This window comes from Flavobacterium sp. MFBS3-15 (assembly GCF_026107645.2).
Taxonomy (GTDB): Bacteria; Bacteroidota; Bacteroidia; order Flavobacteriales; family Flavobacteriaceae; genus Flavobacterium.
In genome coordinates, this window is sequence record NZ_JAPCHV010000002.1 from 153,688 (window position 1) to 180,506 (window position 26,819).

The 26,819-nt window shown below is 41.6% G+C and carries 31 protein-coding genes; 10 read left to right on the top strand and 21 right to left on the bottom strand.

What is annotated here, in order from left to right; translation table 11 throughout:
* Nucleotides 1–59: 59 nt before the first annotated feature.
* The gene (locus OGH69_RS02705; RefSeq protein ID WP_265172899.1) at nucleotides 60–1,673 is read left to right on the top strand and encodes a SulP family inorganic anion transporter; all 1,614 of its coding nucleotides are present in this window, start codon (nucleotides 60–62) and stop codon (nucleotides 1,671–1,673) included.
* A gap of 41 nt (nucleotides 1,674–1,714) precedes the next feature.
* Complete coding sequence (gene can / locus OGH69_RS02710; RefSeq protein WP_265173102.1) at nucleotides 1,715–2,353, top strand: carbonate dehydratase; 639 nt, start codon at nucleotides 1,715–1,717, stop codon at nucleotides 2,351–2,353.
* Nucleotides 2,354–2,396: 43 nt separating this feature from the next.
* Here can and OGH69_RS02715 read toward each other — a convergent pair whose 3' ends face one another.
* Nucleotides 2,397–3,596: an LETM1-related biofilm-associated protein gene (locus OGH69_RS02715; RefSeq protein WP_265172900.1), complete on the bottom strand. Its 1,200-nt coding sequence runs from the start codon at nucleotides 3,594–3,596 to the stop codon at nucleotides 2,397–2,399.
* A 131-nt stretch (nucleotides 3,597–3,727) separates the two neighbouring features.
* On the opposite strand from OGH69_RS02715, the gene OGH69_RS02720 reads away from it, so the two are divergent.
* Nucleotides 3,728–4,933, top strand: a complete 1,206-nt coding sequence (locus tag OGH69_RS02720) for an NAD(P)/FAD-dependent oxidoreductase (protein ID WP_265172901.1) — start codon at nucleotides 3,728–3,730, stop codon at nucleotides 4,931–4,933.
* A gap of 97 nt (nucleotides 4,934–5,030) precedes the next feature.
* A complete protein-coding gene (locus tag OGH69_RS02725) occupies nucleotides 5,031–5,630 on the top strand; it encodes a DUF4142 domain-containing protein (protein ID WP_265172902.1) in 600 nt (199 codons plus the stop codon).
* A 62-nt stretch (nucleotides 5,631–5,692) separates the two neighbouring features.
* Here the strand turns inward: OGH69_RS02725 and OGH69_RS18245 are convergent, their stop codons facing one another.
* The 3 genes from OGH69_RS18245 to OGH69_RS02735 are packed head-to-tail and all read right to left on the bottom strand — an operon-like array spanning nucleotide 5,693 to nucleotide 6,879.
* Nucleotides 5,693–5,857, bottom strand: coding sequence for a DUF5670 family protein (locus tag OGH69_RS18245; protein WP_372339326.1), 165 nt, complete (start codon nucleotides 5,855–5,857; stop codon nucleotides 5,693–5,695).
* 6 nt (nucleotides 5,858–5,863) lie between these two features.
* Nucleotides 5,864–6,310: a response regulator gene (locus tag OGH69_RS02730; RefSeq protein ID WP_265172903.1), complete on the bottom strand. Its 447-nt coding sequence runs from the start codon at nucleotides 6,308–6,310 to the stop codon at nucleotides 5,864–5,866.
* A 20-nt stretch (nucleotides 6,311–6,330) separates the two neighbouring features.
* A complete protein-coding gene (locus tag OGH69_RS02735) occupies nucleotides 6,331–6,879 on the bottom strand; it encodes a helix-turn-helix domain-containing protein (protein WP_265172904.1) in 549 nt (182 codons plus the stop codon).
* A gap of 179 nt (nucleotides 6,880–7,058) precedes the next feature.
* Here OGH69_RS02735 and OGH69_RS02740 point away from each other — a divergent pair, with 179 nt between their 5' ends.
* A complete protein-coding gene (locus OGH69_RS02740; RefSeq protein ID WP_265172905.1) occupies nucleotides 7,059–7,739 on the top strand; it encodes a hypothetical protein in 681 nt (226 codons plus the stop codon).
* A gap of 162 nt (nucleotides 7,740–7,901) precedes the next feature.
* Here OGH69_RS02740 and OGH69_RS02745 read toward each other — a convergent pair whose 3' ends face one another.
* Genes OGH69_RS02745 through OGH69_RS02770 form a run of 6 tightly spaced genes read right to left on the bottom strand, consistent with a single transcriptional unit; the run spans nucleotide 7,902 to nucleotide 13,200 of the window.
* On the bottom strand, nucleotides 7,902–8,285 hold the full coding sequence (locus OGH69_RS02745) for a DUF3037 domain-containing protein (RefSeq protein WP_265172906.1): 384 nt from the start codon (nucleotides 8,283–8,285) through the stop codon (nucleotides 7,902–7,904).
* Nucleotides 8,263–9,057 carry a HipA family kinase gene (locus tag OGH69_RS02750; RefSeq protein WP_265172907.1) on the bottom strand — a complete coding sequence of 265 codons (795 nt, stop codon included), beginning with the start codon at nucleotides 9,055–9,057 and terminating at the stop codon, nucleotides 8,263–8,265. The genes OGH69_RS02745 and OGH69_RS02750 overlap by 23 nt, the downstream gene beginning before the upstream one ends.
* A 59-nt stretch (nucleotides 9,058–9,116) precedes the next feature.
* Nucleotides 9,117–10,010: a cation diffusion facilitator family transporter gene (locus OGH69_RS02755; RefSeq protein ID WP_265172908.1), complete on the bottom strand. Its 894-nt coding sequence runs from the start codon at nucleotides 10,008–10,010 to the stop codon at nucleotides 9,117–9,119.
* 56 nt (nucleotides 10,011–10,066) lie between these two features.
* The gene (locus tag OGH69_RS02760; protein ID WP_265173103.1) at nucleotides 10,067–10,831 is read right to left on the bottom strand and encodes a TIGR02757 family protein; all 765 of its coding nucleotides are present in this window, start codon (nucleotides 10,829–10,831) and stop codon (nucleotides 10,067–10,069) included.
* 4 nt (nucleotides 10,832–10,835) lie between these two features.
* Nucleotides 10,836–12,536, bottom strand: coding sequence for an LIC_10190 family membrane protein (locus OGH69_RS02765; protein WP_265172909.1), 1,701 nt, complete (start codon nucleotides 12,534–12,536; stop codon nucleotides 10,836–10,838).
* Between the two features lies 1 nt (nucleotide 12,537).
* Nucleotides 12,538–13,200 carry an ABC transporter ATP-binding protein gene (locus OGH69_RS02770; protein ID WP_265172910.1) on the bottom strand — a complete coding sequence of 221 codons (663 nt, stop codon included), beginning with the start codon at nucleotides 13,198–13,200 and terminating at the stop codon, nucleotides 12,538–12,540.
* A gap of 143 nt (nucleotides 13,201–13,343) precedes the next feature.
* Here OGH69_RS02770 and msrA point away from each other — a divergent pair, with 143 nt between their 5' ends.
* A complete protein-coding gene (gene msrA, locus OGH69_RS02775; RefSeq protein WP_265172911.1) occupies nucleotides 13,344–14,015 on the top strand; it encodes a peptide-methionine (S)-S-oxide reductase MsrA in 672 nt (223 codons plus the stop codon).
* Between the two features lie 55 nt (nucleotides 14,016–14,070).
* Here the strand turns inward: msrA and OGH69_RS02780 are convergent, their stop codons facing one another.
* Nucleotides 14,071–14,769, bottom strand: a complete 699-nt coding sequence (locus OGH69_RS02780; RefSeq protein WP_306354342.1) for an EamA/RhaT family transporter — start codon at nucleotides 14,767–14,769, stop codon at nucleotides 14,071–14,073.
* A 282-nt stretch (nucleotides 14,770–15,051) separates the two neighbouring features.
* Between OGH69_RS02780 and OGH69_RS02785 the strand changes: the two genes are divergently transcribed.
* Both OGH69_RS02785 and OGH69_RS02790 read left to right on the top strand, forming a co-directional pair.
* Complete coding sequence (locus tag OGH69_RS02785) at nucleotides 15,052–16,668, top strand: S8 family serine peptidase (RefSeq protein ID WP_265172913.1); 1,617 nt, start codon at nucleotides 15,052–15,054, stop codon at nucleotides 16,666–16,668.
* A gap of 16 nt (nucleotides 16,669–16,684) precedes the next feature.
* Entirely contained in the window at nucleotides 16,685–17,629 is a 945-nt protein-coding gene (locus tag OGH69_RS02790) for an NAD(P)H-dependent flavin oxidoreductase (RefSeq protein WP_265172914.1), read from the top strand.
* Nucleotides 17,630–17,633: 4 nt separating this feature from the next.
* Here OGH69_RS02790 and OGH69_RS02795 read toward each other — a convergent pair whose 3' ends face one another.
* Nucleotides 17,634–18,269: a YiiX family permuted papain-like enzyme gene (locus tag OGH69_RS02795; RefSeq protein WP_265172915.1), complete on the bottom strand. Its 636-nt coding sequence runs from the start codon at nucleotides 18,267–18,269 to the stop codon at nucleotides 17,634–17,636.
* 6 nt (nucleotides 18,270–18,275) lie between these two features.
* Complete coding sequence (locus tag OGH69_RS02800; RefSeq protein ID WP_265172916.1) at nucleotides 18,276–19,694, bottom strand: alkaline phosphatase; 1,419 nt, start codon at nucleotides 19,692–19,694, stop codon at nucleotides 18,276–18,278.
* A 277-nt stretch (nucleotides 19,695–19,971) separates the two neighbouring features.
* Here OGH69_RS02800 and OGH69_RS02805 point away from each other — a divergent pair, with 277 nt between their 5' ends.
* Nucleotides 19,972–20,439, top strand: coding sequence for a hypothetical protein (locus tag OGH69_RS02805; protein ID WP_265172917.1), 468 nt, complete (start codon nucleotides 19,972–19,974; stop codon nucleotides 20,437–20,439).
* Nucleotides 20,440–20,486: 47 nt separating this feature from the next.
* Here the strand turns inward: OGH69_RS02805 and OGH69_RS02810 are convergent, their stop codons facing one another.
* The 7 genes from OGH69_RS02810 to OGH69_RS02840 form a co-directional block, all read right to left on the bottom strand.
* Nucleotides 20,487–21,041: a hypothetical protein gene (locus OGH69_RS02810; protein ID WP_265172918.1), complete on the bottom strand. Its 555-nt coding sequence runs from the start codon at nucleotides 21,039–21,041 to the stop codon at nucleotides 20,487–20,489.
* A gap of 66 nt (nucleotides 21,042–21,107) precedes the next feature.
* The gene (locus OGH69_RS02815; RefSeq protein WP_265172919.1) at nucleotides 21,108–21,290 is read right to left on the bottom strand and encodes a hypothetical protein; all 183 of its coding nucleotides are present in this window, start codon (nucleotides 21,288–21,290) and stop codon (nucleotides 21,108–21,110) included.
* 14 nt (nucleotides 21,291–21,304) lie between these two features.
* Entirely contained in the window at nucleotides 21,305–21,658 is a 354-nt protein-coding gene (locus tag OGH69_RS02820; protein ID WP_265172920.1) for a hypothetical protein, read from the bottom strand.
* 82 nt (nucleotides 21,659–21,740) lie between these two features.
* Nucleotides 21,741–22,595, bottom strand: coding sequence for an HAEPLYID family protein (locus OGH69_RS02825; RefSeq protein WP_265172921.1), 855 nt, complete (start codon nucleotides 22,593–22,595; stop codon nucleotides 21,741–21,743).
* A 78-nt stretch (nucleotides 22,596–22,673) separates the two neighbouring features.
* Nucleotides 22,674–23,057, bottom strand: coding sequence for a hypothetical protein (locus OGH69_RS02830; RefSeq protein WP_265172922.1), 384 nt, complete (start codon nucleotides 23,055–23,057; stop codon nucleotides 22,674–22,676).
* Nucleotides 23,058–23,115: 58 nt separating this feature from the next.
* A complete protein-coding gene (locus OGH69_RS02835; RefSeq protein WP_265172923.1) occupies nucleotides 23,116–24,036 on the bottom strand; it encodes a Cif family virulence factor in 921 nt (306 codons plus the stop codon).
* A gap of 54 nt (nucleotides 24,037–24,090) precedes the next feature.
* Entirely contained in the window at nucleotides 24,091–24,738 is a 648-nt protein-coding gene (locus OGH69_RS02840; protein WP_265172924.1) for an HAD family hydrolase, read from the bottom strand.
* Nucleotides 24,739–24,813: 75 nt separating this feature from the next.
* On the opposite strand from OGH69_RS02840, the gene OGH69_RS02845 reads away from it, so the two are divergent.
* On the top strand, nucleotides 24,814–25,305 hold the full coding sequence (locus OGH69_RS02845; protein WP_265172925.1) for a hypothetical protein: 492 nt from the start codon (nucleotides 24,814–24,816) through the stop codon (nucleotides 25,303–25,305).
* Between the two features lie 68 nt (nucleotides 25,306–25,373).
* On the opposite strand, the gene lysA is transcribed toward OGH69_RS02845, so the two are convergent.
* A complete protein-coding gene (gene lysA, locus OGH69_RS02850) occupies nucleotides 25,374–26,600 on the bottom strand; it encodes a diaminopimelate decarboxylase (protein ID WP_265172926.1) in 1,227 nt (408 codons plus the stop codon).
* Nucleotides 26,601–26,819: the final 219 nt, after the last annotated feature.

Consider the following 26,819-nt stretch of genomic DNA (forward strand, 5'->3'; position numbering starts at 1 on the left):
TGGCATCCGGACACTATTGTGTTCGGCACATCATTATATATATATATATTATTCGGGATATGACAAAGAAAACAAATCTTTTAGGTAGCCTAAAGTCCGATTTTCCATCAGGGCTTGTGGTTTTCCTTGTGGCATTGCCATTGTGTTTAGGTATTGCCCTTGCTTCTGGAGCGCCGCCGCTTTCCGGTATTATAGCAGGTATCATTGGCGGTATAGTTATTGGGGCTATAAGCAATTCCCATATTAGTGTTTCCGGACCGGCTGCCGGGCTTATTTCGATAGTCCTTACCGCAGTAGCTACACTTGGCAGCTTCGAGGCTTTTTTGCTGGCAGTATTTCTTGCAGGTATTATCCAGCTTGTTTTAGGTTTCCTTAAAGCGGGAAGCATATCAAATTATTTCCCTTCCAATGTTATAGAAGGGATGCTTGCAGGCATTGGTGTAATTATCATCATTAATCAATTGGAGCATGCCGTAGGGTATGATAAAGGCAATGAAGGTGATGAATCGCTTTTGAGGCATGACGGGGGCAATTTTTTTTCAGATATACCCGACATCATCAGCCGATTCGAAGGAGGTGCTGTTATCATTTCGATTGTCTCTCTTGCAATTCTTGTATTGTGGGACAAAATCCCAGCGCTAAAGAGGCTTAAAATATTGCCGGGAGCACTGGTTGCAGTAGTTGCAGGAATAGTTATAAATCAGCTCTTTATTTCTACAGGAAGCCATTTGGCGTTGGAAAATGCACACTTGGTGACTTTGCCTGTAGCAACTTCATTTGCCGATGTGCAGAGTTTTGTCATCATGCCGGATTTTTCCGCAATATCCAATACGCAGGTTTGGATTACTGCAGTAACTATTGCCGTTGTAGCTTCTATCGAAACTTTATTATGTATCGAGGCTTCAGACAGGATGGATGTGCAAAAGCGTTATACTAATACCAATAATGAATTGCGGGCGCAGGGTATAGGCAACATCCTTAGCGGTCTTATTGGCGGCCTGCCCATCACATCCGTTGTAGTACGCTCTTCGGCAAATGCAAATTCCGGTGCAAGGACTAAAATGTCTACTATAATACATGGTAGTTTGTTACTTGTATGTGTGCTTGCAATTCCGTTGGTATTGAATATGATACCGCTTGCTACGCTCGCCGCAGTATTGCTTTTAGTTGGATATAAACTTGCAAATCCGGCAAAGCTGAAGCATTTTTGGGACAAGGGAAAATACCAGTTCATACCATTTATAGCGACTTTGATAGCTGTTGTTGCGACCGATCTTTTAAAAGGGGTTGCTTTAGGTATGATAATAAGCATTATATTCGTGCTGAGAGGTAACCTGAAAAGGGCCTATAACTTCAGGAAAGAAGAATATGCCGCAGGAGACATTATCCATATCGATCTTGCTCAGGAAGTATCGTTTCTTAATAAGGCAGCAATCAAGTCGACCCTGAATGATCTTCCTGAAAACTCGGAAGTTGTGGTTGATGCATCTGACACTGTATATATTGCGCATGATGTGCTGGACCTGATACAGGAATTCAGGGACATAAAAGCGATAGAGATGAATATAAAAGTGAAGCTGGTAGGGTTTAAAAAAGCTTACGAACTTCAAAATACAGATACAAGCAAGGTATTTGTAGAGCATAAAGAAAAGAACAATAAAACAGAAAATTAATTCCCGTTTGGGTTAAACATAAGAATGAGTTAATTATGAAAATGAATGATGATTTTTATAAGAAGATACTAGATAACAACAAAATATGGTCTGAAACAAAGTTGGCTGCAGATCCCGAATATTTCAACAAGCTTGCGAAGGGCCAGTCTCCGCCGCTATTGTGGATTGGATGTTCTGACAGCCGGGTACCTGCCAATGAGGTCATCGGCGCGCAGCCGGGCGAAGTGTTCGTACACAGAAATATTGCCAATATGGTAGTACATAGTGATATGAATATGCTAAGTGTACTTGATTATGCTGTAAATGTGCTTAAGGTAAAGCATGTTATTGTGTGTGGCCACTACGGTTGCGGTGGGGTTAAAGCGGCAATGGGGAATGATTCAATAGGGTTGATTGATAACTGGATAAGGCACATTAAAGATGTGTACAGGCACCACAGGCAATACCTTGATTCTATTATTGATGAGCATGACAGATTCAATGCTTTTGTCGAATTGAATGTAAAAGAGCAGGTTAGTGATCTTGCTAAGACATCTATTGTGCAAAATGCCTGGAAAAATGGGCAGGAACTATGCCTGCATGGTTGGGTATACGGCCTTGATACAGGTGTGGTAAAAGACCTTGAAGTGAATTATTGCGACAATACGGAACTGGAAAAGGTAAGCCGCTTAAAGTTCTAATCTTGATATTGATGAATGGCCGCCTCCAAAGGGCGGTCATTTTTTACTCATTCTCCTCCAGATTCTCGTTAAACACCGTAGGTAGCAATTGCGGAATGAACTTGATCAACAACGGTAGTAGCAGGCTTCCTCCGGGTAAAAGAAAAATAGTAAGTGAGGGCACTGTTTTACATATTTCCAAAAGCTGTTTTTTTACTTTTTTCTTCTCCTTTGCATCGAGTGTGCGATGGGTAGAATGGGTTAGGAGCAGCATCAATTCACCATTGTTGGAAAGCTCTTTTATAAATCTGGCCTTGTTGCGGTTAATGAGCAGTTTTACGCTTTGGGCCGCGTGGTCATAAAAATGTTTTACAGGGTTTGAATAATTAAAGTAGGGGATATTTTTTTTGTTTTGACGGATAAATACATCAAATGATGCTATACTCTCTGCAGCTATATCTTCTCCAAGGCCAAGTTCAGATGCCAGGCGGTACAGGAAATCAATTTCACTCTCTTCAGTAGTACCATCCGTCCATATAGCCATACCTGCCATATCGAGAAGGTAGTTTTTTTCGGATTTAGACTCGAAATATCCTAGTTCAAGCTTACTGAAATCGTCTGCTTTTATAGCTGAAAATTTTGTGTAGCGAACTGATGATTCGAAAAGCTTAATCAAAAGATCATCATAGTCAGTAGTTTTGCTTTTATTTTTTAGTGCAAGCGAAACGATGCTGAGTACAGCTTCTTCCAGCTTTCTCAGATATTCACTAGGGATTTCATTGTTTAACAGATATTGACGAAAGGCCAGTACATCCATAACAATGAGCGCATTAGTCAGTATGTGTGAAAAACTTCTGCTGAACACATTGTCATTGGTCTTGATGCGTTCCTCAAGAATTTCCTCCAGTTGCTGGCTCCTTGGAGAGGTAGGCAATACTTTTTTTAGCAGGCTAAATCCATCGGGTGTCATCTGCTTGTAAAATGCTATAGCCCTGCTGATAAATGCTTTCGTGTCCTCTTCATTAGTAACCCTTACATGTACATTGTACAATGTGTTTAATAGTGCTGCTTTTGTTGTTTCTTCTATTGTCCAGCCTTTAGTCTCTTTTTTATCAATATTGTTGAATGAAACTACATGGCCATAAATGAACCCTGTATCCCGTACAGCCCTGTAAAATTCATGTGAATTCTGGGCTATTGGGCGCGTGTTCTTTAGAAGTCCAAAAAACTTATCTATCCAGCCACTGGCAGAAGGGTTGATCATTGTAGAGGTTAATTACCGCAAAGCTATGCATTTTTTTGGGGATGGAACAACAGTTAAATTATTCCTATAATTAAATAACTGTCAAATAACACCCATCCAAAACCGATACATTTGTATGTAATCATTCAATTATGACACTAAAAGCAGGTTACCCGTTCTGGCTGGTAAAAGACGGTCTCCCATTTACATTTCCGAAGCTCGACCATGATATTGACACTGATGTGGTGGTTATGGGTGCTGGCATTTCAGGTGCCCTTGTACGGTATTACCTTATAAATGCCGGAGTAAAGTGCGTTACAGTTGATGCACGCACAATTGGCCTTGGCAGTACGAGTGCCAGTACATCACTGCTGCAGTATGAGATTGATGTGCAACTGCACAAACTCTCCGAAATGATAGGCCGTGATAAGGCGGAGAGAGCGTATCAATTATGCAGCCACGCGATTGATGTTCTTGGAGAGATTGTAAAGAAACGTGGGGTTGATTATTTTGAAAAAAAGAAAAGCCTTTACTATGCAGCTTATAAGAAAGATGTGGATAACCTGAAGAAGGAATATGAGGCCAGAAAGCTGGCTGGCTTTAAAGTAAGGTATCTTGAAGCAGATGAATTGGAAAAAGAATTTGGTTTTAAGGGATATGGAGCCATTTTATCTGACCAGGGTGCACAAACCAATGCCTACATGCTCGCGCATTGCCTATTGCAACACAAGCATCAAAAGGGGAAAGCCAATGATATTTTCGACCGTACTCCGATAATTGATATCAAGCACTCCAAAAATGGTGTAGTGCTTAAAACGGAGAATGGATATACCATCCGTTGCAAGAAGCTTGTATATGCAACAGGTTATGAGGTTGTAAACTATATTGACAAAAAAATTGTTGAGCTACTTTCCACTTACGCCGTAGTGAGCGAGCAGTACAACGAGAGAAAATTCTGGAAGGACGATGTCCTTATATGGAATACTGCCGACCCGTATCTTTACCTTCGTACAACCCCTGACAATCGGGTGCTGGTAGGGGGTAGGGATGAGGACTTCCGTGACCCTGTAAAGCGCGACAAGCTTATCGATAAAAAGACAAAGCAACTTACTGCAGATGTTGATAAAATGTTTCCTGAATTGGAATTTAAGCCGGAATTTAGCTGGACAGGCACATTCGGCACAACAAAGGATGGATTACCCTATATTGGCCCATATGATAAGCTGCCTAACAGTTATTTCGCACTCGGCTTTGGTGGTAATGGGATTACTTTTAGCCTGATTGCGGCCGAAATCATTACCGATCTTATATTGGGGAAAGAGAATAAAGATTTGGAATTGTTTTCTTTTGAGCGTTAAGCATTAGCATTTTGATAACGTTTATTGTGATAATGGTAACACCCTTGCCCGGTTATAAGCTTTATCTTAGCTTATACAAATTTAAAACAGACTTATTATGAAAAAGACTTCATTTTTTGGTAAAGCGCTCCTGGGTGCAGCCGTTGTAACAATGTCGATGTCGACCATTGCCTGCAAAGATGAAAATAAGCAGGAAGATTCAAAAGAAGTAGCTGAAGAAGAAAACGAAGCCAAGTATGACGATGTAAATGATGATAAGGAAGAAGACGCCGATTACCTCATATTTGCAGCCGAAGTAGACATGAAAGAAATAGAACTGGGCAAGCTCGCACAACAAAAAAGTACCAATCCCGATGTACAGGCATTAGGTAAGATGATGGTTGACCAGCATACCAAATCACTTGCCGACCTGAAAGCTGCTGCAACTAAAAAGAACATCAGCATTCCTGAAACACTTACTGATAAAGGACAGGAAGCTTACAAGGATTTAAACGAAAAGACCGGCCATGATTTCGATAAGGCTTATACCGATAAAATGGTTGATGGGCATGAAAAAACGATCGAAAAAATGGAAAAAGCATCCGAAAAGGCCTCTGATGCAGACATCAGGATGTGGGCTGCTAATATGCTTCCAACATTAAGAACACATCTTGAACATGCTAAAATGGCAAAAGAAAAAGTAGATGCCGTAAAATAACGAGTACATATAATTAAAAACTCCGGAGCTATCCTCCGGAGTTTTTATTTTGAATAATCAGGTTATTTGTCTGATGAAGGTTTCTTTTTAATGAGCGAAACTAATGCAAATACCAAGGCTCCAATTAGAAGCAAATGTATCAGCGCGCTTGTAATTTCCCAAATAAAACGGCCAAGTACCCATAATATCAGGAATAACACGATTATAATATAAAGTAATCTTTTCATTTTAAATTAAAGGCTCAGGATAAAACTGTCTTTACTAAGGCCCTCGGTAATATACTGCCAGTTGATATGCACCACATCACTAAGGATCTTTTTCAACATGTTGAAATCGTTAGGCTTTTTAATATAAACATTTGCGCCGTTGGTAAAGGTGTCTTCTATGTCTTGTTCTGATGAAGAAGTAGAGTAAATAGCGACTGATATCTTCTTCAGGCGTTCATCATTACGTATTTCCTTCAAACATTCAAGACCGGATTTTCTGGGCATATTGAGATCCAGAAATATAATGTCAGGCAAGGGGTTTTCAGGTGCATTGAGGTAATCCATCAATTGTTCACCATCATTAAATGCTGAATATTGGTAATTTATTTTAACTTCTTCAAAAGCTTCCCTGAAAAATAAGCGATCATCTTCATCGTCATCAGCAAGCATTATGTGTAGGGACTTTGGCTGCATTTAGTCTTTCTCTTCTCGTATTAGGCGTAACGTTTTTGCTTCATTATTTTTTGGAATGAAGTAGGCGTTACACCGGTTATGTTTTTGAACTGCTGGGACAGGTAGGCGACACTGCTGTAATTCATCATGAAAGAAATTTCTGTAAGAGATAAATTTTCAGTTGTAAGCAATTGCTTTACCCGCTCAATTTTGTGCAAAATAATGAAATTTTCGATAGATATGAAAGTGACCTCTGAAAATACTTGTGATAAAGTGCGGTAGTTTTCTCCAAGCTTTTCGGAAAGATAGGAGGAAATTTTTAAAGCCTGTACACCTTTGTCAGCATATATCATTTCTATAATGACATTCTTGATTTTCTGTACAAGAATATTTTTTTGATTATCAACTATTTCAATTCCAAATTCACTAAGTGACTTTATGAACCTGGCATACGTCTCCATAGGTATGTTCTCGCTAAATTTAACATAACCGGGTTCAGTAACACGGCAATTGATATCAAATTTGTCGAGTTGCTGCTGCAGGAGTACTTTGCACATAGTATCAATGTTATACTTTAAGTAAAGCTCCATTTTGATTGTTTTATATCTGAAAGTAAAATTATAAAAATATACTTACTTTTTAAGCGATGGTTAAAAAAATATAAAATTGTAAGAAATTTGCAGAAGATAAATCCAATCTGTTCATTCATATAATACTGATTTTGTAGTATATTTAATTGCCATACAATTTATAACTATAAATTAAAATTATGCTTTTACAAAATCCTCCCGATGGAGGCATGCTTTATGCGGAAACTGATTTAATGCGTTTTTTCCCTGAACCGCTGAATGCCATAACTTCCTGTTTCTTTTTGGCAATAGCTGTTTATTGGACTTTTAGGTTACGCGGTCAATGGAAGCGACACACATTTCTTACCGTAGTCTTGGCGCTTCTTTACATAGGCGGCATAGGTGGCACTATATACCACGGTTTACGGCAATGGAGTTTCTTTATTATGATGGACTGGCTTCCCATAATGCTTATGTGCGTTTTTGCCGGAATTTATTTCCTGGGTAAACTGACAAAGTGGTATTATGCTCTTGGCCTTGTAGTGCTTTATGGTATCTTTCAATTATATATCAGGCACCAGATATTGAAATCGGGTGGCATCCAGTTCTTTATCAATATCAATTATGCGGTTTTGGCCGGAATGGTATTATTGCCGGTACTTGCTTATCTAATAAGTACCCGTTTCCTATACGGTCGTTGGGTTGGTTTATCGCTTATTGCGTTTATACTGGCTCTTACGTTTCGCGTGGCCGATGGTTGGGGATGGATGTCGCAGGGAACACATTTCCTTTGGCATACCTTTGGGGCTATAGCTGCGTTTTGCATGTTCCGGTATATCTATAGCATTAATACAAACGACTCAGGTAAGGAAAAATCATAAAAAAATCCGTTTCCTATGGCGGCGCAGGAAACGGACTAAAGCATTAGTTGGGTATTATATTCTTTTGGCTTCATTAAACTAATAGATGTGGTTTAATAAAGGGATGTAAAGTTAGTAAAATATATAACACAGTCTTAATTTCTTTTCAAAATATGATTTATGCTACAACACAAGGTCTTTAAATAATTTTGTTGCATTGTATTCAAGGTCTTCACACAATCCCGGGTGCGGTCTCGATGTTTGGATGACAGAGCTCCGCATAGCCGTAAGCCACCTGAAACGTTCAGAAGTTTCTAATTGTGCTATTGGGCCTCCATCCTTTGCCCCGCGGGCTATTCGTTCAAAAGATATAAGATTGAGGCTAATCTGCGCAATGTTCAGTTCAGGGTGTAGCATATGTAACTTTTCCTCGTTAAGGGTATATAATACCTTTATAAATTTCGCCCTCTTGCAAAACACAACAATGCCCACATTCATAAATTCCTCGCGCTCTACCCGAGGGACCACCCGTATTACGGCATACTCATATAAGTGTTTGTCTTGCATTTTGCGCCTGGTTTACAAATATTTGTGAATTATTTAAACGGGTTGTCAGAAATTGGAAATACACCTCGCGTACTTCATCAGGAGTTTGTTCAAGCCCTTCCCATTGCAGCCAGTTGTCGGGCAGTAGACTTACTATGGTGCGCAACTTATTATCGGTAAGCATAATTTTATATTCCTTGTCAACTTCATCAAGCAGCGATGCCTGAGGAAGCAAGACATGATCCTTTATCATTGCAAATGGGCTTTTGGCATGGCCTGCGGGATCCTCGAAGGAATGATGGAAATACAAGCTTGCTCCGTGGTCAATAAGCCAAAGTTCCCTGTGCCAGATAAGCATATTGGTATTGCGGAAAGTCCGGTCTACATTGGTTATAAATGCATCGAGCCATACAATTTGCGAAGCCATCTTAGGTTCGACGGTAGTAACTACAGGGTCAAAATTTATTGCACCCGATAGATAATGCAATGCAAGGTTGAGGCCCTGGCTGGTCCGTAGCAGGTCCTGTATCTCCTCATCAGCTTCGGTGCGGCCGAAGGCTTCGTCCAGGTTAGCAAAAACCAATTCAGGAACAGGAAGTCCCAATATACGGGCAATTTCTCCGCCTATTAGTTCGGCAATGAGTGCTTTGGTACCATGGCCTGCACCCCTGAATTTAAGGACATAATTAAAACTATCATCGGCTTCGGCAATGGCTGGAAGCGAGCCCCCTTCACGAAGCGGGGTAACATAGCGCGTAACATTTACTGTACGCAACTGTCGAATTTCGGCCATATTTGGTGTGTTTTTCCTGTAAAAATAAGGATTTTAAAATATCATCGCCTGTGAATCTGCTATGAATAATCGTCCGGCTCTATATGCACCAGCACATGCCCTAACTCCGGAAGTTGAAGGCGCAGGACATCTTCCAGTTCGTGTGCCAGTCGATGGCCCTCCTTTACGGTGATATTCGAGTCGACAACAGCGTGGAGTTCCAGGTGGTAGCGCATACCGGCTTTGCGTATAAAGCATTTTTCGGTATCCAATATCCCGGGTACAGTAATGGATATCCGCTTTATATCAGCGGCAAGGTCATCGTATACGTGCTCATCCATGATCTCGCCCAAAGCAGGCCTGAATATGAGATAGCTGTTGTATAGGATGAAGAATGAGGCGAACAAAGCAGCCCAATCGTCGGCGGATTCATAACCCGGACCACAAAAAACAGCGATGGAAATGCCAATAGATGCAGCTACTGATGTTATGGCATCGCTACGATGGTGCCAGGCATCGGCTTTGAGCGCCGAACTGTTGGTCTCCCGGCTTTTTGCCATCACGATGCGGAAAGATATCTCTTTCCAGATTATAATCGCTCCCAGCACTATAAGTGTCCATTTTTCAGGCAGCTCATGCGGAGATTGTATATTTAAAATACTTTCGTAGGCAATTATCGTAGCTGATGTGATAAGGAAGCCGACTACTATAAAAGTAATTAACGCTTCGGCACGCCCGTGGCCGTAAGGGTGGTTTTCATCGGCGGGCTTGTTGGAATATTTTATGCCAAACAGAACCAGGAATGACGAAAAGATATCAGTTGTAGACTCAATTGCATCGGCTATCAATGCGTATGAGTTGCCAAGAATCCCTGCAGTACCTTTGATTAAGGCCAATAGGGCATTGCCTGCCAAACTGAACCAGGTTGCACGGATTGCTTTTTCAACGTTGGTGTTGTGTGTTGCTATGGACATCGAATTTTAGAAGAAGCAAAGTTAGGATAATTTTTTCTGACAGCTAAAAGTAGTTGTTAAAACCCTTCAAACACACCCAGCCCAAACAATGCAAAATCATATTTTACCGGGTCGGTTATGTCCATTTCGCGTAGTGCAGCATCAAGTTCCGCAAGAGCTCTGGCATCGTTTTGCTTACGTGTAAGTATGCCCAGTTTCCGCGCCACGTTTCCGCTATGTACATCTAGCGGGCAGGAAAGGAGGGACGGCGAAACGCTTTTCCAGATACCCAGGTCAACGCCTGTGTTATCGTTGCGTACCATCCACCGTAAGTACATATTAATCCTCTTAGCCGCCGATCCGGTGAGAGGGTCACTAACATGCTTGTGCGTGCGGTTTTGGTGTTCAATTTCGAAAAACACTTTCTTGAATTCGTGGATGGCCGGCTGCAGGCTGTTGTGTTTTCGATGCTTTGCAAAAACGGCCTCCAATCCGCCGTGATTTTGGTAAACATTTTTTAAAGATTTGATGAAGGTAATAAAGTCCAAACCGTTGAAAGTACGATGAACAAAGCTCTCAAGTTGCTCGAGATGGTGCTCCTTATGGTGTAATACAAAATCATAAGGACTGTCGCCCATTAGTGCTACCATTTTCTTCGCGTTATTGATGATCATTTTACGGTTTCCCCATGCTATCGTTGCAGCCAGGAAACCTGCAATTTCAATGTCTTCCTTTTGTGTAAATAGGTGGGGTATCTGTATAGGGTCGCTCTCAATAAAGCCAGGCTTGTTATAAAGCAGTACTTTTTCGTCGAGGAAGGCTTTTAGTTCCTTTTTTTCAATCTTTTCATTCATATCGGGTAATGTCCTCTGCATAAAATCCATCGGCAATGTTTTCAGACCTTTGTTGGGGCAGTACCTTGTATTTTTTTGAGAAATAATTTATTTGCCTCTCATTGATGCAGGGCAGTGGCCCATCACCGGAGCCCCAGAAAAAATCTATATTTACAGGCGAATAATAGTGTAGGTTGTGGTCTGTTATTTTTTTGAAGTCAGTTGTGTATTTAGAATTCTTGTAAGGCTTAATAATATTATTTATTGAAAATGTACTGTTGTGTGTTACGTATTTATTGTTTGTAAAGCTTGAAAGATTAAGAGGTACAAACAATGCAAATATACAAGCTCCAACTGAAGACCAAAGTATTACCAAAATGGCTCTATGATTTGTTAAGACTACCGCCATAATGCAGAAGGAGAACAATAAAACAAAATTAAGAAAAAATCGGTATTGTGGTGATGACACAGCCAACAATGCTATCTGTATACACATTACCCCATACAAAAGCCATAATTCACGGCGGTTAAAATACCTATATAGTATCAAGGGGGTAATGATGGTAAGTCCGGTAATGGTTTTATTGAAAAATCCGTGTAGTTTAGGCAATGTACTCCAACGCAAAAATTTTTGCCATACCGACATTGAATCAAATTGTTCCTGTGACAAAAAATAAGCATAAAGTTTAGTTGTTGTGTAATACTGTTTAGCAATGTGGTTTGGCAGGCTGAAATCCGTATCCGCAAATTTATATCCGGTGATAGGGAATAAAGGATGTCCGCTTACGAAAGTATTTTTTGCAAGGAATAAACCCAGTACAATACTACCCAAAAGAGCACATCTCATAAGAACGGGTTTTACTATTCTAAAATTTTTGATTAAAAGGAATACCGGTATTATAAGTAAACCTGCAGCCGTTGTCTTAATATAAAGGCAGAAGATCACAAGCAATGTTACAAGTGTAAATGTTTGTGCATTAATGTCCCTGAATCGTTCCAGGAAATAAAAGAAGACTATAAAGGAAAAGACGTAGATGGGCAGGTCAGGCGACGGAGCAGTAACGAACTGAAATAATAATACGTTGGCTACAGGCAACAGCCCTACAATGAGGTAGTGAGTTTTGCCGTTTATAAAATACTGTGATAGCCGGGTTATCGCGAAAACATTGCCTAATAGGAGACAGTATCCGCTAAGGTCGTTAAAACTACCATAAACGAAGGAAAAGTTTAGCGCACTTTGCGTAATGTGCCATCCGCTTGTTTGCGCAAGGTAAAAATGCAGGTTCGCGACACCCTTAACAAATCCGTATTCGTTGAGCCACTTTATGGTTTGGATGTAGTAGGATTCATTGTCAATGATATTTGGTGCAGCAGCGCATTGTGACAGTATTAGCAAGGCAATTACACCTACAAAAAGTCTGAGAGGTCCTCCCATTGATTTTAAGTCGTCCAGGAAATGCCTGTATAGCCCTGCAATGTTTTTGCGAAGGAAAACGAAAGATATGCAATTGACTATCAGTAGTGTTATATGGAATTCCCAATTAATCCTTCCAAAAATTGCCCATGCAGATGCTAATAAAGTTATAGCGAAAAGCCCAAGTACTATCGTTATTGTAATATTCTTTACATGAAGGCGCAATATTCTGTTTAGAATTTCGCCCAGAATAACTGTGGTTATAGTTATATATATCCAGCTTATCAGGATAAGTAACATACTACGAAACAATTTGCCCGTCGCTCATTATGAGCTTGCGGTCAGCCATGTTGGCAAGTTCTTCATTATGCGTTACAATAACAAAGGTTTGCCCCATCTCATCGCGCAGTTGAAAGAACAGCTTGTGCAGGTTCTCAGCCGATGCAGTATCCAGGTTGCCCGATGGTTCATCTGCAAAAATCACGGCAGGCTTATTGATCAGGGCTCTCGCTACAGCAACACGTTGCTGCTCCCCACCTGACATTTCGCCCGGCCTGTGGCTAATGCGGTGCGAAAGCCCAAGGTACTCCAGCAGCCTTTTGGCCTCCGTCTCTGTGGCACTTTTTGATTTACCCGAAATGAAGGCTGGTATACATACATTTTCGAGAGCGGTGAATTCAGGCAGCAGTTGGTGGAACTGGAAAATGAATCCCAAATGTATATTACGGAATTTTGAAAGTGCCTTATCTTTCAGCCCGAGTACATTTTCGCCGTTAATGGTAAGCGAAGTGTCGTTTTCTTTAGTGGGAATGTCCAGTGTACCGAGTATTTGCAGCAATGTGGTTTTACCAGCACCCGAAGCGCCCACAATGGATACTATTTCACCTTTTTTTATATGTAGGTCAACACCCTTGAGCACGTGAAGCTGGTCGTAATATTTGTGAATGTTTGTTGCCTGTATCATTTATGCAGTTTTCACAAAGAAACGAACAATTTAAAAGATACAGAAATCATTTTGGCACAATATTTCGTATGTATTGAAGGTAAAGTTTCGTTAACCTGCACAATAGTGACTGGCTTATACCTTAACTTTGAAAAACTACCATCATGAATAAATTGATAGCAATAGCGCTGGCTGTGGTTTCAGCATCCTGCCAGGGGAGCCCCAAGCCGGAGGGAGAAGGAAATCAAGGCAAAAAAGATGTTCAATTAACAGATAATAAAGGAGAAATTACAATGAATGACAAAACAGAAACTGCCATTTTTGCAGGTGGCTGCTTTTGGTGTACCGAAGCTTTTTTTACCGACCTGAAAGGTGTGCAAAAGGTTGTTTCGGGATATATTGGTGGAAAGACTGAAAACCCCACCTACAAAGAAGTCTGCGAGGGCTACACAGGGCATGCTGAGGCTATAAAGATTACATTTAATCCTGATGAGGTGGCCTATGAAGACCTTTTGGAAATATTTTTTGCAACGCACGACCCTACAACCATTAACCGGCAGGGGAATGATGTGGGAACCCAGTACCGCAGTGAAATATTCTATACATCAGAGGCACAAAAGGTAGCAGCTGAGAATTTCATAAAGCTGCTTGCCGACCAAAAGATTTTCGATAAAAAGATTGTCACAAAGGTATCACAGGCCACGGTATTTTACCCGGCAGAAGAGTACCATCAGGACTATTACTCGCAAAACCCTAATCAGCCTTATTGTGCGGCTGTCATTGCGCCAAAACTGGCTAAGTTGAAGAAAAATTATAAATCGAAACTTAAGGAGTAAATTCCTGGTAAATATTTTAAGCCATGTAGTCCGGGCTGCATGGCTTTGTTTTTTTTTAGTGTGCTGTATAAATTTGTGAAAGGGTGATCAGTACAATTGCAATTAACGCAAGTGCAATTCCCAGATAGTTTTTACCATTAAGTTTTTCCTTAAAGATCAGGATCCCAACAAGGCTGCCCAGTACTATTACTCCCATGTTCATCGCTGCAAAAACGGTTGATGGATTATGTGAAAATTCCTTGTGTGCTTTTAGGTAAAAAAGAATATTTCCGAAGTTAAAAATCCCTACCAGAGTGCCAAATGCGACACTCATCATGTTAATCGCTTTTTTTGCTGACAGGATTTCGTACAGGCAGATTATTGCCGTAATGGCTACCGCTCCGCAAAATACAAAGAACAGTGACGTAGTAAAAGCGGCGTCAGGCAAAAGGGCAACTCTTTTAAAGAGGATATCGATCACGCCAAAACCTAATAATACCAGAGCCGGGTATATCCATTGCTTTTCATGGTTTTTGTCTTTGCGGTATGCCAGCAGGAGCAGAATGGCAGGGAATGCAACTGCAAGGCCAGCCAGCTTCAGGACATTGAATTCTTCGCCAAAAATAAACCATGCAGCGAGTATGGGGATAAACAAGGATAACCGTTGAGCAGCATCAGTTTTTACGATTCCCATGTGCTTAATGGAGAGAGCCAAAAGAACAAATACTGTTGGCAAGAGCAGTGATAAGGGAGCAAATAAATCCCAATGCCCCATGATGGCAAAAGAGGTAACATCAGGTTTGAAAAAGTAATAACATAGCAGTATGGCTATGCAATAATTGTAAAATATTATTTGCGTGGCGATAGTGCCGAATTTTCGGGAAACCTTAAAGATTGCCCCGACGGTTACACTGCAAATTATGCTCAATAGTAAGTATAGCATAAATAATTGGGTAATTAGTTAGTCATTCCCGGATTGCAAAATTAGGCTTTAAATTTAATTCAGCAATTCCAAGCTTTGCTTGCGTAATTCTTTAAAATATGGTATTTTTCGCCTATGAAAGAGCTGTGTTATATAGTATTATTACTGGCATCGGGAATTGCTTTCGGGCAGCAGGAAGATGCATGGGTTTATTTTACAAATAAGCCTGGCACTGAATTTTATCTTGCCAATCCATTAGAAATGCTTTCGCAAAAGGCACTCGACAGGCGTGCTGCCCATGGAATCGGGCTGGATGTTACTGATGTACCTGTGCATGAAGCTTACATTACAGCGGTTGAAGAGTCGGCAGGGATAACAGTAATGGCAAAATCGAAATGGCTTAACTGTGTACATGTTCGCGGCACAGAAGAGGCTATTAATAATCTTGAAACGCTCGATTTTGTTGCCAGCATTGATTTTGCGAACCACCAGCTTAATACTTCGGGAAGGCCTTTTGAGATAAATATTTCAGGATCCGTTAATAAGATAATGGAAACCTCAGCCGATTTTAGTTACGGCAACGCCTCCAACCAAATCCAGATGCTTAATGGGCATTTGCTGCACCAACAGGATTTTACCGGGAACGGAATGACCATAGCTGTTTTGGATAACGGCTTTCCGGGTGTAAATACAGGGCAGCCTTTTCAAAGACTTTTTGATAATAATCTTATACTGGGAGGATATAATTTTGTTGACGGTTCGGATTCAGTATATACAGGTGGCAACCACGGTACAATGGTACTTTCTACCATTGGCGGCTATACCGAAGGACAACTGGTAGGCACAGCTCCTGATGCGTTTTACTACCTTTTCGTGACCGAAGATACAGCAGGGGAGAATCCTGTTGAGGAATCCTACTGGGTGGAAGCTGCCGAAATGGCCGATAGCCTCGGGGTTGATGTAATCAACACTTCGCTCGGTTATTTTGTGTATGACAATCAAAATTACAACTATAGCTATGCTGACATCGATGGTGAGACGGCATTCATTACCCGCGGTGCCAATGTTGCCTTTACCCGTGGCATGCTTTGCGTGACGTCAGCCGGAAATTCGGCCAATACATCACACCCAAACATAGGTGTGCCTGCCGATGCTCCCAATACACTAACGGTGGGAGCGGTAGACCAAAACGAGTTTTATGCGACTTTCAGCTCACTTGGCCCATCTTCAGACGGAAGGGTTAAACCTGACGTAATGGCTCGCGGAGTTGCTTCAGCCATATGCAACACACAGGGGGAAATAACGGCTGCCAATGGTACATCTTTCTCCAGCCCTATAACGGCAGGGCTCGTTGCATGTTTGTGGCAGGCTCTGCCAGAACTAAGTAATGCCGAAATATTACAGATTGTCCGCCAGTCGGCAGACCGGTATAACTTTCCTAATGCCCAGTTTGGTTATGGCATTCCTGATTTTGCACTTGCACTCAATATAGGTCTTGGAGTACAGGAGGATGCAAAACAGGGTTTTAAGTTGTATCCTAATCCTTCTGAGGATATTGTAAACCTTTCTTTTCCTGAAAACATACTTAGTGCCAAAATTGTAATTTTTAATGGTCTTGGGCAGAAAGTTTTAGAAAAGTCAATTTTTCAGGATGTAGCATCTTTTGATATATCACAATTGGTAAAAGGCATCTACGTCTATACTATTGAAAGTTTGCATGGAATACAGTCCGGAAGGATTGTAAGGGAATAATTACTTAAATTACGACATGAATAAAATCACTAAACTATTTAACATTCAATACCCAATTATACAGGCCGGAATGATTTGGGCCAGCGGATGGAAACTAGCAAGTGCCGTAAGCAATGCAGGCGGACTGGGGATTATCGGTGCAGGATCAATGTATCCTGAAGTGCTTCGGGAACATATCCTAAAGTGCAAAAAAGCAACGGATAAACCTTTTGCCGTGAATGTACCCATGCTGTATCCGAATATTGAAGAGATCATGGACATTATAGTTGCCGAAGGAGTGAAAATTGTATTTACTTCGGCGGGCAACCCTAAAACCTGGACGGGTTTTTTGAAAGAAAGAGGTGTCACAGTGGTTCATGTAGTAAGCAGTGTGAAATTTGCGCTTAAATCGGAAGAAGCCGGTGTCGATGCCGTTGTAGCCGAAGGCTTTGAGGCCGGCGGGCATAACGGAAGGGAAGAAACTACGACTTTTGCGTTGATACCGATGGTTAAGGAAAAATTATCCATTCCGCTTATAGCAGCAGGGGGTATCGCTACAGGCCGCGGTATGCTTGCTGCTATGATACTCGGCGCAGACGGGGTGCAGGTGGGCAGCAGGTTTGCTGCATCTGTAGAATCGTCATCCCACGATAAGTTCAAACAGGCCATTATCGATGCGCAGGATGGCGATACCCACGTAACGCTTAAGGAACTGGCTCCTGTGCGTCTTATCAAGAATAAATTTTTCAATGATGTAGTGGCATTGTATGCTAAATCGCCAACCGTGGATGACCTGAAGGGACTTTTGGGGCGCGCCCGTGCGAAAAAAGGGATGTTTGAAGGTGATCTTGAGGAGGGTGAACTGGAAATAGGGCAGGTGGCCGGGCTTATTCATGAGATAAAACCTGCCGGCGACATTCTCAGGGAGATGGTGGCCGATTTTGAAACTGCTAAAAAAGAGGTTTCCGGCTTTACTTTTTAAAGTCTTAATTGGATATAACTGTTTCAAGAAGCGGGCTGTTGTAAATGGCAGCCGGTGAAATAGCCTTATTTTTCTTTGGTATTTCTTTACCATATCGCTCTGTCAGCTTTTCTTTAACAATAGGATTGCTAAGGTCAAAATCGTCTAATTCTTGCAATTTGCCAAGTTCTATGCCGGTACTTTGTTTGTATACTTTCCATACCAGCTCTGAGCAATATATTCTCTTGTTGTTCCATTCGAAATAATAGTCATAATCTTTGTCATTGTATTTACCGCTGATGGCTTTCATTTTGTGTATGATGTCGCTGGTTAGCACGTCATTCACATTTTTAAGTCTTTTTACCACATAGTGCTCATCCTTGCCGCGTTTTATCCATTCTTTAAGCGGGGTAGACTTTACAGGTTGAACAGCTTCAAAAACATAGCATTCATCAGCTGTCTTAAATATGATACCGCAATGGGAATATTTCGAATGAGTGGCCAGTTGTATCGCCTTGCTCTGTGCCGAAGTAGATTCATGGAAAATAATGTCGCCATCCTGCAAAATTTCAGAGGGATTATCTTTAGGGACATCTTCAGCTGAAGGCTTACAGGAAAATAATACAAAAGCAAAGAAGAATGATAATAAAAGCTTCTGCATAATTAATTAAAACTTATTTTCGACCTCAGCTGCCCGGAGCATCAGGTAGTGCAGGTCGGTATTCTTTACAAAAGGCTTCAGCAGTTCGCTGCCCGGCCCGAACATTGCCAATTCCACATAATCTGCCGAATGGTCCATGCTTATCCAACCCACTGATGTGTAATCTTTCTGCATTTCACAGAATGTTTTAAAGGGAAGTTTTTTATAGTTATACAGGCCGTCTTCGGTCTTTTCAATTCCGGTGTAAAAGCCCAATATAGTTTTAGCCTGCTCTTCGCTTATAGTAAGTCCGTTGCTCATGCTTATAATTTCCCTTACCTGCGAAACTGTAGTTTGTGGAGTTATGGCGTTCAATATCCATTCATTGGTATGGGTAAATTTCTGCACCCTGTCAAAGTTGTCATTAGCATTTTTGCCGTAAATCACGCCGGGATTGGCATTCCCGTGGTCAGTAGTAATAATCACAAGCGTATTGCCATCTTTTTCGGCAAAATCAATAGCCACTTTAACTGCTTCGTCAAAAGCCACCTGGTCGTAAAGTACGGCTCCAATATCATTCGCGTGTGCTCCCCAGTCTACCTTGCCGGCTTCAACCTGCAGTACAAAACCGTTTTTGTGGCCCTTCATTCGGTCAATGGCTTTCTGTGCCATTTCGGCAAGGGTGGGCGTGGCCTCGCCTAAAGTTTTATCATTGGCCCTGTCGATGGAATAAGGCAGGGCATCATCACCAAAAACTCCCAATATGGGCTTGTCATTTCCCGCATCCATCATTTCCTTACGATTGCGTACCACCTGCCAGCCTTTGGCTTTATATTCGCCATAAATATTTTTTTTATCTTTTCTGGTTTCAGCATTAAAGTACTTGTCACCTCCTCCCATCATTATGTCAAACCCAAGTTTAAGATAATCTTCGGCAATTTCTTCCTGTGCGTTGCGGCTGTCATTGTTTACGCAAAAACCAGCAGGTGTTGCATGTGTAATGGGTACAGTCGTTACACAACCTGCCATTTTTCCTGCTTTTTTGAATTTCTGCCAGATTGGGAGGTATTTTTCACCATTTGCCCCTATGTTTAGCACACCGTTCTTTACGCGCACGCCACCTCCCCATGAAGAGCTTCCTGCGGAAGAGTCGGTAACTATAGAACTTGCCGACGCAGTATCCATAAGTGCGCGGCTCACTCTTTGATCTTTATATAGCTGTATCCAATTAGAGGTTTTGCCATATTTACGGTTCAGGTACAGGTCGGCCATATTAAGCGTACCTGTGCTCATGCCATCACTCACAAGGAATATGATATTCTTTGCTTTCTTATTTTTATCTAAAGTCCCTTCGTCAAATATCTTTGCAGCGCCTTCGAATGGGCTCACCAATGTTGCACCAAGCGTAAACAGCGACCCGTTTCTGAAAAATCTTCTCCTGTCCATTGAAAAAAATGTTGTTTGCCCAAAGGTAAAAAACTATGCTTAAAACATTATTTTTTGAATGTTATTTATGTATTGCGAACCAAAATAAATATGAGATACTAAATGCCCCTTGAAATATAATAGGCAATACAATGCAAATGCTCGATTACCTTTTAGGAATATATGCCGTTTTGTTTTCTTTGCCACACAAATGGGATTAAAGAAATCATAAACTTGATTCCTTTTCGTTCAAATAATAATAATTTAGTAGCAGGATCAACAATTAACAACAAGAATTATGAAAAGATTGAATTTTTTACTTGCCGGGATTATGGCCTTAGGATTGGCGTCGTGCTCTGACGACGATGGTGATTCCACTTCAATAAACGGCAATGCAACAGCCATCCGCAATAACATGAAGTCGGGTACCTGGAGCATTACAAGTTACACGGATGACGGTGTGGATGAAACAAATCACTTTGCTAACTACGATTTTACTTTTGGAGAAAATGGTGTCCTCACAGCTACCGATGGCACAAATACTTATACAGGGGTATGGAGCGTGACCGATGACGACAGCAGCAGTGATGATGACAATGGCAGTGACGATATCGACTTTAACATTGGTTTTACATCGCCGGCGATTTTTGCAGATGAGCTTACCGATGATTGGGACGTGGAATCTCGTTCAGGAATAAAAATTACTCTTGTTGATGTAAGTGGGGGTAATGGCGGTACCGATCGTATTGTATTTGAAAAAAATTAATTATATTCTAAGGAGTATTAAGAAATAGAGGCCAAAAGCCTCTTTTTTTAGGCCTGTATATTTCTTGTTTTCTTATGCCTGTAAATGGTAATGATGCCTATTGCGAAACCTATGCCGCCACCAAGGTAACTAAAGTTGTGTATACAGGCCACAATATAAAATGATGTAATATCTTCAATTGTACCCGATGCATATTTATTATACGATTCAACATCTTGAATTGTGCGTGTCATCCAGCCATACCCTAAACCTGTAAGTCCGGCACCAATCGCAATGACAATTGTAAGCAATAGGGCTTTTAAAGCAGATTGGAACATTTGCCTGTCATCTTTAAGAACAAGCGCTATAATCCCAAAAGCAATCCCAATAATCAATCCAACCCACCATGTGGCTATAATACCTGTGAGGGCTACCGCCAGCCTGGGGTTTTGGAGGGTTTCTTTAGGATCACTTACCAGGCCAAACATCGGAAATTTGAACTTTGTATAGTATTCAGGCGAGATACAATACGTAAGCTGGTCATGCAATATGCCGTATACAGAAGCAATTATAACAGATAATAGAACAATAATGGGCAGTGTAAGAAGCTTCTTTAAAGTCATAGGGTGTCACTCAGGGCAAAATTTTGCCATTACTACTTTTATCGGTATGTTTTCCAATCACTCAGTTTAATTTTTTTTTGGCCTTTTTACCCTCTCGGCAAGGTCTTCATCCCACACATCTTCAATAACACTGATTTTATTTTTGCTGAGCTTGGTAATGCGTCCGGAGTATATCTCATCCGTACAAATGTGGCACTTCGCTTCTCCAAAATTACGCCATTGCCCTTCTTTGTAAGTGTAAAATTTCATCCTTCCCCAACATCCTATCCACCATATGGCACTACAATCAATTCGGAAATTTTATCTCCATCGATGTCGCCAATGTCTTCCACATAGCCCATTACTGCATTGCCATCGTGTATTGAAGCAAGACCGCACGAAAAAGTGATGTCTATCTCATAGGGCGTCTGAGCAGGGTTTCCCCAGCCTTCGTCATCATTAATCCATTTTGGGTCTGTGATAAAAGCGGTGTCGATTATTCTATCGTGGTTAATGTCGCCAACGATGAGGGTATCGGTAGTAGTCAAATTTGCGGATTGCTGGTGTCCAAAGGATTTCGGGCTGTATGAAAATACGGCAAGCAGGGCAGCAGATAATAGTACAATCGGATATTTCATGAATCAAATATATCTGATTTTTAAATTGCTTTTCATTGGTACGAAAAATAAATAAGGCCGCACAATCGTACGGCCCTGGGTATTAGTGTCCCGGTTCATATATCAGCCTCAGAAACGTGCTGAAACGCTCATTTTCCCGTTTTCCAGGTATACCGGTTACAATACCTATCAGGAGGTTGTCGGCAATGCCTACACGCATTTGTGGGCGTATGGTCATATCAAAATCCTTATCATGGAACTCTTTATTGAACTCGATACCTACAAAATTTCGCGTTCCCGGTATCATGTAATGCACATTTGAATTCACCTGCCACACAGTGTGGACGGCATTGCCCTCGAAATGGTGGAAAAATTGCGGTCCCGTATATAGCAGTGTATGAAAATTCTGCCCCCAACGTTTAGCCGCGATGAAGAACGGGTTGTAAACATTGCCGGTAACCAGTTGGCGGTGATCATACCCATCAAAATCGGTAAGCTCAAACTCGTGGATGTAGCCTATCGCCATGGAGGTACTTATCCTCTCGGATACAAAAAAAGAATACTGCCCTGCCATTTTAAGGCTGTTGAGTGTGTTGCCCGGTGCGGAGGTGTTTCCGCTAACCGGATAGTGAAGCGAAAAGGGTAGTTCCACTTCAAGGCCAAGGCGGTCGGCGGGTGCCCATTCGTACTCTACCAAGCCAGTATATTCATCATAAGTTTCTTTATCCGTAAGCCCAAGGCCAACATTCCATTCGCGTTCACCCTTGCGCGCCCCGAGGTCGCGTATAAGGTCGATATACAAAGGCTCTGCATGAAGTACTTTTACAGGCTGGTCTTTGTTTTCCTCATGTTCAATGTAAAGGCTGTCGGTTAGCCTGTGGTCCTGGGCACTCGCGATAAATAGTGTGCAAAATAGTGCGGCAACAGTCAGTGCCGGCTTTAACGATATAAATTTCATTCCTGATTTTTTAAAGTAAATACAAAAGGGTTTGCTTCACCCTGAAGAGGATAAAGCAATGTCATCATTATATTAAAATCAGGCTTCCGGGGGAGGGGAGACTATCGCAAAATCGGCAGGCTCGAAGCGTTGCGCTACCGGGTGTGGTATTTTCAGAAAGCTTTCTTCAAAAGTAATAACTGGAGAATCTGTTTTTGGAAAAACATAAAAGTCAAGCGACACCGTCTTTTTTACAGAAGGGTTTTCGCTGTCATCATCATCATACTCAGCAATCGCGTCATTATAGCCAAATACTTTTTCGATGAGTATCTCCAAAAGGCTTTCCTGGTCGTTTATGGCAAGGTTATCGGCTAAACCGTCAATTTGGGTATCAGGCGAATCGACACTGCAATTGAGCAGGTAGAGCGCCATGAAAGCGCAAAACAACCTGCCCAGTAATGATGTCGTCCCGGTTTTTTCCATTGTGCAAAAATAAGTTTTTCCATTGGCTTAGCAAAAACGATGCCTACATTAGCCTTATTTAATCATGGTTTACCATTTGACGGTACAGCATCAGTATGCCCTTTTTATCCCGTTTCCAAATATTGATGCTTTTTCCGGTGACACGGCCTTTATAATCACCGGCTGTAAAATCTACGGTGTAGTAGCCGTGCTCAATTACAATGTTTCCATTATTTAGTCCGTAAATATCTCCGCTCCTTAGGTCCAGGTTATCTATAACCACATTGCCGGGTTTTTCGTGCTCGGTAAAATAGGCGGTGATTGCAGCAATTCCCTTAAGCGATGGGGTATAATAGGTGAGGTACATAGCATCGGGCAGGAAAATTGTAGCATGTTCACCACCTTTTCTTTCAATAACGCATTTCTTTATGAATCCGTTACGCTCGGCCAGCTCGTTTTCAAAAGCAGTATTGCTCAGGAAATCATATTCGATAGTAGACAGTTTCCCGATCTCAGGCAGGGCTGCGCGGTCAAACGAAGCATTGGCGCCCCATATTTCGGCGGTCTTCGTTACGGTATTGTTTTTCTTATCCTGTTTCCAAAGCGTAAGGTATTTTCCTTCATACACATATCGGGCTTTTCCTATTCGTGTAAAAGTCTGGGTAAAATTACCAACCTCCAATAGTTCCCCGCCAAGGTTGGATAATTCCCCGATGTTCTTTTGGTAGGCTGTGACGTCTATAGAGTCCAAACATAGCCTGTAATATTCTTCTATTTCGCTCTTGCCATGGCGAACCTCGCTATGTTCGGGCATTATTACAGCATTTTCAGTATAACTTCGCGACACGGAGGCGGGATCTCCCGCTACTATTTTTTTAGACATTTCATTGTTGGCCAGCTCAATGGTTTTCCAAATCCGGTCAGATGGTTGTAATGCCGTTTGTGCCGATGCCTGCATTGCACAAAGCAATAAGATTAATAAATTTATTGAATATTTCATTTTCAGGTGGTTATGATTGATGACTACCAAATGTAATGAAATTTTCTGTAAGATTTATACCTGTCTTTTCATCCAATCTGCAAATTCGGGCACGGTATAAAAAATATAGTCGGGATGCATGGCTACTAGCGCATTGGGTTCGGCTGTTTCGGCCCAAGCCGCAGAAACTATCGGGATGCCAACCTGCCTGCAGGTAAGGATGTCGCTGGTAGTATCACCCACATATACTACTTCATCCTTATCTACATCACTCCAGGCTTCCAGAATCGATTCAATACCTTCTGCCTTGCGGTTGCCATCAGGGTTTCCCGCTTCGAGAATCTCAAAAAGGTGTGACATGCCGAATTTATCCAATGTAATCACCGCACTTGCCCTGCCTTTTCCTGTAACCATAGCCACACGAATATCTTTATCTTTCAAAGAGGCTATAAGCTCCGGCATGCCCTCAAAAGGGGCGGGGCACATATCGTGGCTTTCTTCGTAAATGTGGAGGTATTCACTAACGCCTTTATCAAAATGGTTTGGGGCCAATGCCATGATAGTACCTTCTTCCGAAGGGCCAAAGGTAGCTATAATCTCGGCATCCGAAACCGCACGCCCGGCCAGCGGCTCTATCGACTGCCTGAATGAAGTGATGCAAAGGGGGAGGGTATTGGCAATGGTGCCATCAAGGTCAAAAATTACGGCTTTGAGTTTTTTCATGGGTTTAATGGAAAACAGATGTCGCTAAAATAGACAGAATTTTGTAGCTTTGGTAACAACCAATTTAAAATTACCATGAAGATAATTACACGTTTGCTGTTAGCTGCGGCTTTGCTAACACTATCATTGCCCGCAATGGCACAGGAATATGAAGGCGGCCTGTTCACGCCAGGTACCAACTTCGAAATGACTGTCGTTGCAACTGAGCCTGTATTTTGGGTAAATGCTGCTAACGAAGCCAATGCCTATTTTGAAACAAAGGAGGGCATTACAATTATGACAATGCAGGCCAACAAAAAGCCCGACACAGGCAAGCTGCCCAAAATTTCAAGAGTTTCTTTCAGTGATTATGGCTTTATGCTGCACGGCGAGGATAGTTCCTATTTTTTCGGATTGGGTAATAAAGAATCAGAGCAATACCTGAAAATACTGAAATATGCTGCAACAGGAGAAATAAAAACTTTTGAAGGCTATGGCATTGCCAAACATTACTGGCCGAAGGATAAGGCTCCGGCGCTTGATAAGCTTAAAGCGGCAAAGAGTGTTTATGATGTTTTAGGGAAATGATTTGAGAATAAAAAAAACCGCACTCTCTCAAGCACGGTTTTCAACTGAAAAGTAACAATTATTATAATTTAAACTGTGGTTTCGGCTGGCGCAAAATCAAGAACCACCTGGTTCCTAAGTATGTCTTCAAATGTTTCGCGTTCACGTATCAGGTGGCCTTTGCCTTCATGCCAAAGCACTTCGGCAGGGCGTACGCGCGAATTGTAGTTGCTGCTCATCGAAAAGCAGTAGGCCCCGGCATTGCGGAAACATAACAGGTCGCCTTCCTTAATCTCGGCAATACGACGGTTGCTGGCAAAGGTATCGGTTTCACAGATGTAACCCACCACAGAGTAGAAACGCTCCTTGCCTTTAGGATTGGAAATGTTTTCTATATAATGCTCAGACCCATAGAACATAGGACGTATAAGGTGGTTGAAACCGCTGTCTATCCCCGCAAATACAGTTGATGTCGTTTGTTTTACTACATTCACTTTGGCAAGGAAAAAGCCGGCTTCGCTCACGAGGAACTTACCGGGTTCAAAGGCAAGTGTAAGTTCGCGCCCATATTCAGAACAAAATGAATTGAAGCGTTTGCTTAACTTTTTACCCAATTCCTCGACATCAGTCTGAATGTCATCTTTTTTATAAGGCACTTTGAACCCGCTGCCAAAATCAAGAAACTCCAGTTCTTTAAAGTGGCTGGCAGTCTCAAATAATATTTCAGCAGCATACAGGAACACCTCTATGTCCAGGATGTCGCTGCCTGTATGCATGTGAATGCCATTAATATGCATTCCTGTATTTTCTACGATGCGAAGCAGGTGTGGCATCTGATGGATGGATATACCGAACTTACTGTCGATGTGGCCAACAGATATGTTGCTATTGCCACCGGCCATTACGTGCGGGTTGATACGTATGCATACGGGGGTTGTCGGATGTTTGGCGCCAAACTGCTCCAATATGGATAAATTATCTATATTAATCTGAACACCCATCGCAGCCACGTCTTCAATCTCTTCCATGGACACACCGTTTGGGGTGTAAATGATCCTATCCGGAGAATAACCGGCGTGAATGCCCAACTGTACTTCCTCAATTGAAACTGTATCAAGACAGGAACCCATCTGTTTCAGAAGTTTTAATATCGAAATATTTGAGAGTGCCTTAACCGCATAATTGATGCGCAGGCTTTTAACCTTAGAAAACGCTTTCTCCAGGCGTTGGTATTGCGATTGTATTTTTGCTGCATCATACACATACAGCGGGTTGCCAAACTCGTCTGCGAGTTGTACCAATTGTTTAGTATCCATAATCCTCCATCCTTATTTTGCTGCAAAATTATATACGAAAGTAAGTCAAAACAAATGAATACCTGAAGAATAACAAAATATAACATTTTGTTGTAAATAAAACAAATAATTTACTATTTTAAACTTAAAACAACAACTAATACTATCATCAAATAAAAAACCGGGCTACTCACAACACCGGTGACGAAGCGGTATTGCGATAGTAACCCGGTTAAAGGC